This window comes from Dysgonomonas sp. GY75, assembly GCF_015234155.1.
GTDB classification, from domain to species: Bacteria; Bacteroidota; Bacteroidia; order Bacteroidales; family Dysgonomonadaceae; genus Dysgonomonas; species Dysgonomonas gadei.
This window is the reverse complement of sequence record NZ_JADCLQ010000063.1, coordinates 24,114-39,361: the sequence shown is the minus strand read 5'-3', so window position 1 is coordinate 39,361 and position 15,248 is coordinate 24,114. Positions and strand designations below refer to the sequence as shown.

Here is a 15,248-nt window from a genome sequence, read left to right as displayed (position 1 = left end):
ATAACTGGTTAGGTGAATTTTACAGGCGCATCAAGGCCAAAAGCGGTGCACCAACAGCCATAAAAGCGACTGCTCGCAAGCTGGCAATTATTTTTTACCGGATGCTCAGGGATAAAAAAGAGTTTTCGCCTTTACCTCTTGACGAGTATAATCACTATTTCAAGGAACGAAGAATTAAATACGTTGATAAACAGGCCGCTAAGTATGGTTTTAGATTAGTGCCTATCGATAGCGTTTCTTAAGAGTAAGCAGTCAACAACTTGAACTCTAATCTACTCATAATTGCCCGTAGGACGGAGTGACTTCTATCTTTCTTCAAAAAGTAACAAAGGTAACACATGTTTCAGCTTTTAGCTGATAGCTATTAGCCGTTAGCTTTGGCTATCGCATAAGTGGCTTTACAGTAAACAGTATTCTCACACAAAGACACAAATTCCAACCCATCATCTTATTTACGTTTATTAACTATATTTAGTTAAAACCTGACATGTCTGACAGAATTTTCATCGTTTTTATCTTGTTATTTTTACGTTCGTTAACTATAAATGGTTAAAAGGTAACAAAGGTAACAAAGGTAACAAAGGTAACACGGAAAACAATTATTAATGCGAATCAGTAGTTGAGATTTAATGTTCTATTTTTTCTAACGCGCCGTCCGGCTTGTTTTTCTTAACTTTTTCTTGATAAAAAGTTACAAAAATCAAGGCTGCATCCCTTTGGCGACCCAAAACCGCAACTCCGGTGGGGCAAAATAATACGGAATCATTTTTAGTTGGCTTATCAGCCGTTTATAACAGCTATCCTATTTTGCCCTACACCTCCGCTTTACGGATTGGGTACCCCGCCTGCGGAATGAGGCCGGAATCGCGATGCGGCGACAGGACTGTGTCTTTTCAGGCTTTAGCTCCGCGTGCGTCAGCCCTTGCGCATTAGTGACGCAGGCGGGGTACCCAATCCGTTGCAGGCGGCGTAGAATCAAACGGGGCGATAGCCCATGTGTTTGATTCAGCCGACGAAACGGTTTTGGGTCGCCGAGGAGCGAAGCGCTAGCCTTTTGGTTCGTTTTGGGCAATGCCAAAATGAACGTTTAGGCGCAACGTAGTGAAGCAGAAAATAATAGAACAATTTTATACTACAATAGTTACTTGAACTACTGATTGGCATTAATAATTAATAATTAGCTTTTTACTCTCTATATAGCCTCCCCGAGGGGCCAATTCAATATATCAAAGAACCCTGCAAACTGATTGTAGTTATATCAGTGTGCAGGGTATAGATAAAGTTCTTCTTTAATATTCCGTATTCTTATTTCTTTTTAAATAAGCGAACCAATTCTCCGATCCAAAGTACAAATGAAGTTCCTCCGATTATAATACCCCAGTCCTGTATAGTCAACGGCATAGTACGGAATACCTCACCGCCGAAAGTAACTATCAATATCTGGCCTATAAGTATTATCAGGGCAACAAGTTCAAATCCTGCGCTTTTACTTAAGCCTGCAAAAGCGGATTTACCTGTGCCGTATGCCTTTGCATTGAACATATTCCAGAATTGCAACAACACAAATACAGTGAAGAAGTAGGATAAGAAATATCCGTTCCGATCTGCTTCAGGGATATAGCTAAAGAATGAATTAAGATGTTCGGGAGTAGAGAAATAATACATCATCCCCAACAGCAATACAACAAAGAGAATGCCTGTAGTCAGAATATGCTTCCCAATAGAACTGGTTATAATAAAATCGCTGTTCTTTCGGGGTTTACTATTCATTACATTCGGATCGGGTGGGAGAGAAGCCAAAGCTCCGGCTGCGAATGTATCCATTATCAGATTCACCCAGAGCATCTGTGTTACTGTCAAAGGCAATTCCTGTCCGAATATAGAACCTAAGAACACAATCAGCAGAGCCGCCACATTGATTGTCAACTGGAACAATATAAAGCGCTGGATATTTTTGTAGAGCGAACGTCCCCACATTACAGCTGTGGCAATACTGCTGAATGAGTCGTCGAGAAGGGTTATATCACTTGCCTCTTTGGCTACGGATGTTCCCGAGCCCATCGACAGTCCTACATCAGCATAGTTGAGGGCGGGAGCATCGTTTGTTCCGTCACCGGTAACGGCGACTATCTCACCCCGTTGTTTCAGTAAATGAACAAGACGTTGTTTATCGGTAGGACGGGCGCGGCACATTATTTTCAGGTCTTTTACCCTTTCATATGCCTCGTCGTCAGAAAGGTTTTCGAAATCAATACCGCCTATTATATTCCGGTCTGTGTCTTCCTCATCTTTCCAGATACCGATCTGACGTCCTATCTCTTTTGCCGTGCCATACGTGTCCCCTGTCACTATCTTAACTCCGATACCCGCATTCAGACAGCGCTCTACAGCTCCGGGCACATCGGTACGTACAGGATCTGAGATACCCGCGATACCTAAGAATATTAAATCGCCTGAGGCTAGCTCTTCAACGGACTGATTATTTCCTTCTTCGATATATTTATATGCAAACCCAAGAGTACGCATTGCCTGATTCTGATACTGGAGTAACTGTTCGTCTACAATATCCTTGAATTCACTGACAGGAGCCTCTCCGTTTATGCCTGCTACATGTTTACTCTTTGCAAAGACAACTTCCGGCGCACCTTTTACATAAAGTACTTTTCTTTTCAGTTTCGGGGAATCGACAAGGGTTGCCATATATTTACGCTCGGTAGAGAAAGGCAACTGATCCAGTACCTCTTCTTTATTACGGATATTGCTATATAATATTTTGCTTTTGTTCAGCCATAATAACAGCGCCCCTTCGGTTGGGTTACCCAGTGCTGAAACCTTCTCTTTATTTGAGAAGTCCAGAAATGCTGTCGAATTTACAGATATATTTCCAATCACCAGCCTGCTCACTTCACTGTCTGTCAGGTTCTGATCTGCCACTCCGTAGAAGTTTGTATTTGCTACCTGCATCTGGTTCTGGGTGAGCGTACCTGTTTTATCTGTACAGATAACAGTGGTGGCGCCCATCGTTTCCACGGCATGCATTTTTCGCACAAGGTTGTTCATCTTCAGCATACGGCGCATGCTCAGTGCCAGACTGAGCGTAACACTCATCGGCAGACCTTCCGGTACCGCCACTACAACGAGTGTAACAGCTACCATAAATGCCTGAAGTATATTCGCTGCCACATCGATGCTGATCCATGAGTCATCATCCAAAGGATTTACCCCGAAGATATATCCCGAAAAAGCTAAAACGACAGTTACTAATGCTCCTGTAAGAAGCCATCTCAGCCAACTGCCTTCGGCTACGGCTTTCGGTAACTTGATATCTTTGCCGGCAAGTTCAAGGCCATCATATATAATAGGCAACCATACTTTTACCATTGTTATGGCTACACCTATCATAACTGCCCCGAGAAGGCCGAGTTCACCAAGTGAAACATGTACCGCAGGGTCGTTAAATATATTTTTTATGAAGAGGACGGCAAAAGTAAGCATAGCCAGTACAAGCCCGATTACCCCGATAAATTTGGCAAGAGAGTCCAACTGTCGGTTCAGAGGAGTTTCCCCTTCTACCTTTTCAGTAGATTTTTCAGCAACCTTACCGAATTCGGTGGCATCACCCACACGGGCTACCTCGAAAACTCCGTGTCCGTTTATTACTTTCGTGCCCCGGAGTACCCAGTTGGATGGATAAGTCACACCCTCTTCGAAATGCTCGGGATCTATTGTTTTGTCTATGCTAAGCTCCCCTGTAAGGCAGGATTCGTCTATCTGCATGGATACGGCGTCGAACAGTTCTCCGTCGGCGGGAACTTCATTTCCCATTTCCAGAAACACGATGTCGCCTACCACTATATCTTTCTTAGGCACCTGGCGGATATTACCGTTACGCATAACGGTGATCATATCCTCATCGTTTACCTGGTTGAGGACGTCGAACTTTTTATTGGCATCCATCTCGAACCAGAAAGATACTCCCGTAGCCAGTAGAATGGCGCAGAATATACCGATGGTTTCAATATATTCGTTGTGTATGATGGATATTCCCAGAGAGAGAAACGCGGCTATAAGCAGGATGCGGATAATAGGATCTTCAAACTTTTGCAGAAAAAGCTTCCATAAAGGTTCCTTCTTAGGCGGGGTGAGTATATTCGCTCCGTACTTTTGCCTGCTTTCTTTTACCTGACTGTCTGTAAGCCCTGTATAATTCTTTTTTCCTTCCATTATTTTAATATAAGTATATTTCTTTAACAATAAGTAGCTTATGCTTGTTTAAAAAAGGGATAAAGTTAATGTTATCTGAGTACAAAGATAATATAGGCTTGTTAATTAATTGTTACGATTAGGGGAGAATCCTTTTAAAATCAAAGGAGCAGGTTTTTCTGAAATCCTGCTCCTTTAAGTATTTTATTGCAATTAATTCTCCGGTTCCATCCAGTCGCCATTGTCTTTAATGAGCTGGACAAGTCTTTCCACAGCCTCTTCCGAAGCAATGTTTTTTTCTATTAGGTTTTTTCTTTTATAGAGGGATATCTTTCCTTTTTCAGCCCCTACATAACCGTAATCGGCATCCGCCATCTCTCCCGGTCCGTTAACAATGCAACCCATAACTCCTATCTTGAGGTGTTTGAGGTGTGAGGTGGCACCTTTCACCAAGGCAACGGTTGTTTGCAGGTCAAATAATGTACGGCCGCAACTAGGGCAGGATATATATTCGGTTTTACTTGTACGGATGCGCGATGCTTGCAAAATCCCAAACATGTACGCATCTATATTTTTCAATGAAATACTTCCTTGGTTCTCAAGCATAATACCGTTGCCGAAACCGTCGAGATAAAGAGTTCCGAAATCAGCCGCTGCTTTTATCTGCAGATCTTCCGTTTCATTCTCCTCATATCTGCGGTTGGGTATTACGGGAGTATCACAATTATTATTCATCAGGGTATGTATGAACGCGCGCTGTTCTCCTACACCGTTGATGTGATTAGTCGAAAGAATAATAGCGATAGATTTGTCTGCTTTCAGCAGGGTGATAATATTATCATCTAATTCAGGATATGAGAGGCGCAGGAACTTGATCGCCGCATCATTCCCCCTTATCTTTTCCCAATTCGATTTATCGAACAGAGGGCATGTATTCTTTTCCCCTTTCCATCCCTCCCAATCTATAATAGAAGGTATTGCACGTGGAGCGCCAAGCGGTAATTCTTTTCCTACATATAGATAGTCTGGCAGGAAATGAACATTGAATTCGAAATTGCCTTCCGAGCGATCCGAAATCACCACTGGTAGATTATCTCCTCCGATATTGCCTACCGTATATGTTTCCCTGCGGTCGGTAGAGAATGGAGAAAATTTATCGCTTGGGGCAGCTATTATTTCCGGATGATTTTCTTTCTGTTTGATATATGCAACAAGTTTTCGAGCCACAGGTACTTCATATTCCGGATCTTCGCTCAGGGACACACGGATGGTATCGCCGATACCGTCGGAAAGAAGTGATCCGATGCCTACAGCCGATTTTATACGCCCGTCTTCACCATCTCCCGCTTCAGTGACTCCAAGATGCAGAGGGAAGTTAAGACCTTCTTTTTCCATACGGGCAATAAGCAGGCGAACAGCTTTCGACATGACTACCGTATTGGAAGTCTTCATGGAAATTACAATATCCCTGAATTCTTCGGCAATGCAAATATGGAGGAACTCCATACATGACTCCACCATACCTTCGGGAGTGTCGCCATAACGGCTCATAATACGGTCGGATAATGAACCGTGATTTACCCCGATACGGATAGCTGTTTTGTGTTCTTTACATATATTGAGCAGAGGAATGAGCTTCGCCCGTATTTTCTCTATTTCCTGTGCATATTCTTCATCTGTGTATTCGAATGTTTCGAAAGTTTTTACCCTGTCAACAAAATTTCCCGGATTGATTCGCACTTTTTCCACAATCTTTGCGGCCGCTTCAGCTGCACGCGGATTGAAGTGTATATCGGCAATCAGAGGGGTATTGTATCCCTGCGTCCTTACCACATCCTTTATATTCCTGAGATTCTCTGCTTCGCGTACACCCTGTGCGGTGAGGCGTACATAGTCAGCTCCGGCCTTTACGATTCTTATGACTTGTTCGGCACTGGCTTCGGTATCGTTGGTGTTAGTATTCGTCATCGATTGTATCCGTACAGGATTGCCGCCTCCGAGCGGAGTGTCGCCAATTCTGGTTTCGGAAGACAAACGCCTTTTATAATTGAAGTAATTCATATCTGAATTTTTTTAGTTGTAATCAAAAATATAACAAAGATAGAGTTTTTTTGTTGTGTTAAATCTGATAGCTGCGACATTGGCAAATACTATAGATAAACTAAAACTATAAAAGTGGTTAAGGTCGTCATTCATCCTCTGTCTTGCATCCGCAAAAATGAAATTGCTCCATTGCCTGTTCCTGGCTCACAATGAAATAGACCATATCGGCACGCGCACATAGTTCGTTTTTTGAGTTATATATTTCAGCTTCGAGGAAAACGGCGTTTCGTTTCTGGTCTTTTATTCTTCCGCGGATTGTCAACAAGGGTTCATTGGTAGGGATACTCTTTATAAATCTGGCTTCAAGACGCGAGGTCACTCCTGTCGTCTGTAATTTACGGATGATAATCCAACCGCCAATTTCATCCATCAGGGTGCTTTGTATTCCACCATGAAGTGTGTTTAACCAGCCTTGCATAAACTCGTTTGGCTTCCAATGTGCGACTATATCATCTCCGTCTTCATAGAACTCCATATGGAGTCCCGACGGGTTAGCGGGCGAACAGGCGAAACACATATAACCATCCAGCCCTTCCCAAGGGTTTACTATCTTTTTCATGGACACAAAGGAAATGATTCGGAATGTAGATAACAAGAAAAGATTGCATAAAAAGTTCTAAAGAGCCGATATGTCTTTTGATATATGCAATTAGGGCAAACGCATCAAAATTCATAAAGCTGTTTTCAACCTCCTGTAGGGGCGTATTGCATACGCCCGGTTGTGATATTTTGTTATGCGGGCGTATGCAATACGCCCCTACAGGCCTTCGATAGAAGTTGAATAATTTGATGCGTTTGCCCTGTATGCAATACAGATAAACTTTATCTTTGAAAATAAAGTTGTAATTTTGTACCACTTCAACTCATTGCTGAAGCATCATAATATGAATTATAAGATAATAAAGCTAAAACCCAAGAAAGAAGAATCTCTGAGACGCTTTCACCCGTGGATATTTTCGGGAGCAGTACAGCAAAAAGATAATGACCTCACCGAAGGAGAGGTGGTTTCCGTATATACAGCCAGTAACGAATTTATTGCCGTAGGGCATTATCAGATCGGAAGCATTGAGGTACGCGTCCTGTCTTTCGAAGAAGAGGAGATCAATCCTGATTTCTGGAAAAAGCGATTGAACTCCGCTTTAGAACTAAGAAAGTCGATAGGGCTGCTGTCTGCAGATAATAATTCATACCGTCTTGTTCATGGCGAGGGAGATGGCCTTCCCGGACTGATTATCGATGTATATGCCGAGACAGCTGTCATACAATCGCACTCTGTGGGTATGCACGAATCACGGATGATGATTTGTGACGCGTTAAAGGCTGTAATGGGAACCACGTTGAAGAATATATACTATAAGTCTGAAACGACATTGCCATATAAAGCCAATCTGGGAGCGGAAAACGAATATCTGTTCGGCGGTAAGGATGTCGCCGAGATTGCTTCTGAAAACGGACTGAAGTTCTATCCCGACTGGGTAAAGGGGCAAAAGACCGGCTTCTTTGTCGATCAGCGCGATAACAGGGCATTACTGGAGCGTTATGCTAAAGACCGTTCGGTACTGAACATGTTCTGTTATACAGGCGGGTTCTCGTTCTATGCTATGCGTGGAAATGCAAAGGTGGTGCATTCAGTCGATAGTTCCTCCAAAGCGGTGATGCTGACGAACAAGAATGTGGAGATTAACTTCCCGGATGATAAGCGGCATGAGGCTTTTGCAGAAGATGCATTCAAATACCTCGGCAATATAAATAAAGGCGATTACGACCTGATAATACTCGATCCTCCAGCCTTTGCAAAACACCGTGGAGCGATCAAGAATGCATTGCAGGGATATAAACGCCTAAATGCCGTCGCCTTTGATAAAATAGCTCCGGGGGGAATTGTCTTTACCTTCTCCTGCTCGCAGGTAATAACTAAAGAGGCATTCCGTCTGGCTGTATTCAGTGCGGCAGCCATGTCCGGCAGGAAAGTGCGCATACTACACCAGTTGAGTCAGCCGGCCGACCATCCTATCAATATATATCATCCGGAAGGGGAATATCTCAAGGGATTGGTATTGTATGTGGAATAAATGATGAGAAGATAGTATTATAAATATAAAGGAGCCGGTTATAATAACCGGCTCCTTTATATTTATAATAATTGTTTCTGATTACCAGGCGAATAATGGATATTCTTTCATAATTGCATTTACCTTCTCACGAACAGCCTTTACTGTCTGCTCATTTTCAGGATTTGAAAGAACAGTATCTATCATTTCCACGATCTCAGCCATCAGCGGTTCTTTCGCTCCACGTGTAGTGATGGCAGGTGTACCGAAGCGAAGCCCTGAAGTAAGGAACGGACTACGGCTATCGAACGGAACCATGTTCTTATTCGTTGTGATATCCGCTTCTACAAGCGCTTTTTCAGCCAGCTTACCGGTCAGCTCGGGGAATTTAGGACGAAGATCTATTAGCATAGAGTGATTATCCGTACCACCCGATACTACCTTATACCCCTTATCTATAAAGGCCTGAGCCATAGCGGCAGCGTTTTTCTTTACCTGTGTCTGATATACTTTATATGAAGGGTCGAGTGCCTCTGCAAACGAAACGGCTTTAGCGGCAATCACATGTTCCAGCGGGCCACCCTGTATTCCCGGGAATACCGCAGAATCCAGCAAAGCGGACATCATACGCACCTCGCCTTTAGGCGTTTTCTTACCCCATGGATTTTCAAAATCTTTACCCAGTAGAATTGCTCCGCCACGAGGCCCACGAAGGGTCTTGTGAGTGGTGGTAGTCACTATATGGGCATGAGGCAGCGGATTATTCAGTAATCCGGCGGCAACAAGCCCGGCAGGATGTGCCATATCTACCATAAAGATTGCACCTATTTCGTCAGCTATCTTACGGATTCGCGCATAGTCCCAGTCACGGGAATAAGCCGAAGCTCCGGCGATGATTACTTTTGGTTTTTCGGTACGGGCAACCTGCTCCATTTGTTCGTAGTCTACCTGTTCGGTATCCTGGCGCACATTGTATTCAAGTGCGTGGAACATTAGTCCGGAAAAGTTTACGGGTGAACCATGCGAAAGGTGACCTCCATGTGACAGGTTTAGTCCCAGGAACTTATCTCCGGCCTGCATACAGGCGAGGAAAACAGCAGCGTTAGCCTGTGCTCCCGAATGAGGCTGTACATTAGCCCATTCCGCGCCGAATATTTCTTTCAAACGGTCGATGGCCAGTTGTTCACTAAGGTCTACTATTTCACATCCCCCATAATATCTTTTCCCCGGATAGCCTTCCGCATATTTGTTGGTTAGGCATGAACCCATTGCCTCCATTACCTGTTGGCTGACAAAGTTTTCCGATGCGATTAATTCGATTCCTTTCAGTTGTCGTTGATACTCTCTTTCGATAATATCAAAAATGGCTGTGTCTCTTTTCATAAGCAAATGAAATTTTTATGAGGTGAAAAAATTAAGGTCGCAGACCTGTTTATATTTTTGTAAATGCGGGAATTACACCTGCAATTATTGTTTATAGTTTTTACGACCACAAAGGTAACACAAAAAACAATTAATAATTAAGAATGAAAAATTAATAATTAGCTTTTATCAATTAACAGAGACCATGTCTTATTACTTATTAATTCCAATCAGTAGTTAAAGTAATTATTGTAGTATAATATTGTTCTATTTTTTTATGCTCCACTTCGTTCCACCTAAACGTTCATTTTGGCATTGCCCAAAACGAACCAAAAGGCTAGCGCTTCGTTCCTCGGCGACCCAAAACCGTTTCGTCGGCTGAATCAAACACACGGGCTACCGCCCCGTTTGATTCTACGCCGTCTGCAACGGATTGGGTACCCCGCCTGCGTCACTAATGCGCAAGGGCTGACGCATGCGGGGCTAAAGCCTGAAAAGACACTGTCCTGTCGCCGCATCGCGGTAACGGCCTCGTCCCGCAGGCGGGGTACCCAATCCGTAAAGCGGAGGTGTAGGGCAAAATAGGGTAGCTGCTATACACGGCTGATAATCCAACTAAAAATGATTCCGTATTATTTTGCCCCACCGCAGCTGCGGTTTTGGGTCGCCGGAGGGATGCAGCCTTGATTTTTTGTTTCGTTTTGCATCAAGGCAAAATGAAAAACAAGCCGATAGGCGCGTTAGATAAAATAGAACATTAAATCTCAACTACTGATTCGCATTATTACTTATTACTTACAACTTGTTAAAAAGGTAACAAAGGTAACACATGTAACACATGTTTCAGCTTTTAGCTGATAGCTATTCGCCGTTAGCTTTGGCTATCGCATAAGTGGTTTTATACAATCATCAGTGAACAACTTGTATCTCGTGTCTTGTCTACTCGTATCTCATATAACTTTCAACTTAGTACTTAAAACTTACTACTTGTTAAAAAGTAACAAAGGTTACACCTTTTCACTCATTTGCTAATATGCTAATTTACCAATCTGCTAATTAATTTTTCAAAGAACTAATAGCTATCAGCTAAAGGCTATCCGCTCTTATTCTATAGATAAACTTATTGATAGATAATCACATTCTAGTCCGTATCTTTCGACATGGCGCTGGGAGCAATACCAAAGTGCTTCGTAAAACAACGGGTAAAATATTTCGGGTCATTAAAGCCTACTTCATAGGCTATCTCCGAAATGGTCTTATTGCCTTTATTTTTTAGGATCAGTTCTCTGGCTATGGATAGCCGGAAATCACGGATAAAGTGGCTCGGGGGTTGCCCCGTAAGCATTTGCATCTTTTTGTTAAGCAGGCTCTGACTTACACCCATATCATTAACAAAGTTGCTCACATCATATTCTGTATTTATATAATTCTCTTTTATGATTTCCATTGCTTTTTTGAGGAACTTTTCGTCGTTCGAGTCTTCTGTGATGTTCAGTTCCTCCACATTCATGTACAGGCTGAATTTTCGTTGATATAGTTTGCGGATTTCCAGGATATTATTGATTCTTGTAAGTAGCAGTTCTTCATCGAAGGGTTTGGTGAGGAACTCGTCCGCGCCCATTTTATAGCTGCCGATTTGCGTTTCGATCGATGTCTTTGCTGTTAACATCAAAAATGGTATATGGGAAGTAGACATGTCGGATTTAACCTTCTGAGATAATTCGAGCCCGTCCATAACAGGCATCATCAGATCGCTGATGATGAAATCGATCGCTGTTGCTTTCAATACCTTTAAAGCTTCCTCTCCGTTTTCAGCCTCCGCCACTTTATAATAATCGGATAATATAGAACAGATATATTTGCGCATATCCATATTATCCTCTACAACAAGTATTGTCAATCGTTGTTCTTTTTGCTCTGTTGCAGGAGTATATTCTCTGCTGTCGGCTACGGGAGGAATATAATTTTCCGTGAATGACTGTTGCTCGGATGCAGATGCGGCAATGAGAGGTAACAATATACGGAACGAGGCACCCTTTGTGTGGTTGTTTTTGGCTGCAATACTGCCTTCGAGCAAGTTGACGATGTTTTTGCACAGATAGAGCCCGATGCCTGTACCACTTTGTCCGTAGACAGGATATTTGGCGCGTGTGTCCGACTGGTAGAAGCGGTTGAAGATACGGTTGAGGTCTTCTTCCCTAATGCCTATGCCCGAATCTCGTACGCAGATATACAATTTATCCTCTCCGTTACTTCCCGTGATGGTACTTACATACAGAGTTACACTTCCTCCATCGGGTGTAAATTTGATGGAATTGGCCAGCAGATTGGTTATCAGCTTTCGTATAGCCTCTTCGTCAAACATTATGCGGGGATGTGGCATCCTGTATACCCTTCTTATCTTTATACTTCGCTCATTTGCAAATGATTCGAACGGTATCAGGAGTTCATCCAGAAAATTGATGAGATTCCCCGCCGTCGGATTTACACTCATACTGTCCGATTCTACTTTCCTGAAGTCCATCAGTTGATTAACCAGTGACAGGAGATGTTTCGAGTTGCGGGACACATACTGTAATTGCTCTACTACCTTAGGGTTGGTACTCAGTTTCAAGGCTCTTTCTATAGGTCCTATAATAAGGGTAATAGGAGTGCGGAATTCATGAGTGATATTTGTAAAGAAAGACATTCTGTCGTCCATTGCTTCCTGCACTTTTTTCGACATTCCTATCAATTGTTTCCGTTGATAAGAAATCTTTTCATTCTGGTCTACAAGAATGGTATTTTGCAATTTTAGCTCTACCGCTTGTTCTTCCAGCAGTTTTTTCTGTTCTTCGAGTGCATGTGTCCGTTCCTCTACCTTTTTGTGTAATATTTCGCGTTGTTTCTTTAATGAATTTATACGCCATTTATATAATTGGATACCCAATACCAGCAGTAATATAATACATAAACTGATAAACCATATGGTCTTATAGAAAAACGGATGTATTTCTATTTCCAGCTCTGTTATGTTTTCAGACCAGTCCGAGGCTTTGGTCATGCACCTTACCTGAAGCCGGTAAGTGCCGGGACTGAGATTTGTATAACTTACAAAGCGGCGGTTAGAAGGTACGTCTATCCATTTATCGTCAAATCCTAAAAGCCTGTATGAATAGGCAACTGTCGATGGATTGTCATAATCGAGAGCCGAGAATTCGATAGAGAAAGATTTATCCTGTTCATGCAGATCAAGTTTTTTTGCATAGCTGATATCCTCTTTTATGTAATTGCCGCTATTGTACCACACAGTCTGATTTAGTATTTGCAGTTTGGTAAATGTTACCCCTCTCTGCTCTTTCGATGCATACCGGGAATTTCCTTGCAGCTCTGTGAGCCCTGTCATACTCCCGAAATACAGGTTCTTGCTGACAGGTGATTTGAAAGAAGCATTCCAGTAAAACTGATGATTGGCAAGTCCGTCGTCTTTGGTATAGTTTACAAATCTTTCAGTCTGTGGATTGAATGATGACATGCCCCGTCCCGTACTTATCCAGAGCAGTCCCTGCTCGTCTTCCAGTATCCCGAATACGGCATTGTTAACCAGACCTTGTACCATCGTATATGTACGGGAAATATACTTGCCATTTATTTCCTCTATCTTGCATATTCCATATCCGTTACTGCCTACCCATATTGTATTGTCGTGTGCCTGGAAGATGCATGTGATGTTTTTCAGAAACAGTTTATTGACTTCCTGTTCATTCAGAGAAACAAATCGTGCTGCGAATTTTTTGGTACGCTCATCATATGCATTGAGGTCTACCTGTATCAAACCTTCAGAGCAACCCAGCCAGAGCCTGTTCTTTTTGTCTATGGCGCTTCCCAGTGTACCCCATATGTTTTGGTTCATATTGTCGGGTAAAGGAATTTCGAGGCTGTTGTTATGTATATCGTACCAATAGACTGCCCTGTTGGTTCCTATCCACATACCATTATTCACCGGGTCGTACTTGAGGATTCCAATAAAACTGGAATTGGGATTTATATATTTATAGGAAATGGCAGGGAGTTTACTTTCATTCAGTATGCTTATTGCTCCACCCCATGTGCCTATCCATAAATTTCCGTCATTATCTTCTTCCAGTACACTTACACTATTATGACTGAGTAATCCCGGACCGGCCATATAATGAGTAAAGGAAGACTCCCCTTTTTTCATCAGGTTCAGTCCGCCTTCCACACTTCCTACCCATAAGTTGCCATTACGTGTTTCCAGAATGGCATTGACAGGGTTAGGTGATATACTGCCCTTGTCGGAATTACTATGGATATAATTTTTTACGGCCAATTTGCGTAAAGTCATTTTATTGATACCTCCCGATTCGGTCCCTATCCAGAGATTATCGCCATCAGCCAGCAAACAATTTATAAAGTCACTGCTCAGCGATTCCTCTTCACTATTGTGAGTGATATGTTCGAATCTGTCAGTAACGGGATTGTAAATGTTTAATCCCCGTAACGTTCCCGCTATGATAGACCCGTTTACAATGTTTAGGTCTGTAACCATATTCTGGGAAATGGAATATTGGTTCAGAGGATTGTGTAGGTAATGTACCGGAGGCTGATTTATATCATTGTATCTGAACAGTCCGTCTTCTGTGGCCATCCATATTGCGTTATCTTTTTTCAGAATATTCGAGATAAAGAGATTCGATGATATGCTGAAATGTGTTGAGACGAGTTGTAAATTGAGCTTTCCACTTTGTCCTTCCGTTATTTTATAGACAGCCCCGTCGTTTCCGGCCCATATTTCATTGTCTATTTCACTGATGCATGTAAACCTGTAAGGAGAGCCTTTTTGCACGGTTGTATATATGCGCTGTATATTGCCTTTGGTATCGAATTCCAGTTTATACATGTTTTCTGTCGAAACCACCCAGATACTGCCTTTCCTGTCTTTAAATATTGTAATAGCCGGGGTCTCTGATACAGTACCGAATAAATTATCTGTATGCGAAATAGTCGACTTCTTCATGGTTTTGAGATCTATGATGTCTATACCATTATTAGATGTTGTCCACAATTGGTTGAAATTGTCTTCCACGACCTTCCGTATAAAATTACTCTTAAGAAAGAGAGGTGAACTGTTTACATTGAAATTTATAAATTCATAACCATCGTATCGTGACAAGCCTCCTCCCTGAGTAGCCACCCAGATAAATCCGTGACTGTCCTTGAATATGTCATCTACAAAATTTACAGGAAGTCCTTCATCTATGCTGATGGTACTGAATATATATTTTGATGAAATATTATTTTGCCCTGCCGCCTTTGGTATAGACAATAGAGATATAATGATACTGCTTATTATTATAAGTGTATTTTTCATGTAAACTGATTTTGGTTGAGTAAAGTTAGTAATAAAAAATTAAAAATGTATTTTTTACACTTAAATACTAGTTTGTCCACCTTTTATATTTATTTGTCCACCATTCTAAGGCTTTCACATGCATATATTTGTCAAAGAAATAAAAAAAGAACAATCAA

At 42.2% G+C, this 15,248-nt stretch carries 6 protein-coding genes and 1 pseudogene; 2 read left to right on the top strand and 5 right to left on the bottom strand.

Going from position 1 to position 15,248, the window contains the following annotated elements; translation table 11 throughout:
• Nucleotides 1-242, top strand: a pseudogene (locus IR083_RS22890) (hypothetical protein); the annotation flags it as partial.
• 1,063 nt (nt 243-1,305) lie between these two features.
• Here the strand turns inward: IR083_RS22890 and IR083_RS22885 are convergent.
• The 3 genes from IR083_RS22885 to IR083_RS22875 form a co-directional block, all read right to left on the bottom strand.
• Nucleotides 1,306-4,224, bottom strand: a complete 2,919-nt coding sequence (locus IR083_RS22885) for a calcium-translocating P-type ATPase, PMCA-type (RefSeq protein WP_194226060.1) — start codon at nt 4,222-4,224, stop codon at nt 1,306-1,308.
• 192 nt (nt 4,225-4,416) lie between these two features.
• Complete coding sequence (locus IR083_RS22880) at nt 4,417-6,264, bottom strand: 4-hydroxy-3-methylbut-2-en-1-yl diphosphate synthase (protein ID WP_194226059.1); 1,848 nt, start codon at nt 6,262-6,264, stop codon at nt 4,417-4,419.
• Nucleotides 6,265-6,391: 127 nt separating this feature from the next.
• On the bottom strand, nt 6,392-6,865 hold the full coding sequence (locus IR083_RS22875; protein WP_194226058.1) for a PaaI family thioesterase: 474 nt from the start codon (nt 6,863-6,865) through the stop codon (nt 6,392-6,394).
• Nucleotides 6,866-7,190: 325 nt separating this feature from the next.
• Between IR083_RS22875 and IR083_RS22870 the strand changes: the two genes are divergently transcribed.
• Entirely contained in the window at nt 7,191-8,378 is a 1,188-nt protein-coding gene (locus IR083_RS22870) for a class I SAM-dependent rRNA methyltransferase (protein ID WP_194226057.1), read from the top strand.
• A gap of 81 nt (nt 8,379-8,459) precedes the next feature.
• On the opposite strand, the gene glyA is transcribed toward IR083_RS22870, so the two are convergent.
• Together glyA and IR083_RS22860 are read right to left on the bottom strand one after the other, a co-directional pair.
• Entirely contained in the window at nt 8,460-9,740 is a 1,281-nt protein-coding gene (gene glyA / locus IR083_RS22865) for a serine hydroxymethyltransferase (protein ID WP_006798907.1), read from the bottom strand.
• Between the two features lie 1,120 nt (nt 9,741-10,860).
• Nucleotides 10,861-15,090 carry a two-component regulator propeller domain-containing protein gene (locus IR083_RS22860; RefSeq protein ID WP_194226056.1) on the bottom strand — a complete coding sequence of 1,410 codons (4,230 nt, stop codon included), beginning with the start codon at nt 15,088-15,090 and terminating at the stop codon, nt 10,861-10,863.
• Between the last annotated feature and the right edge of the window lie 158 nt (nt 15,091-15,248).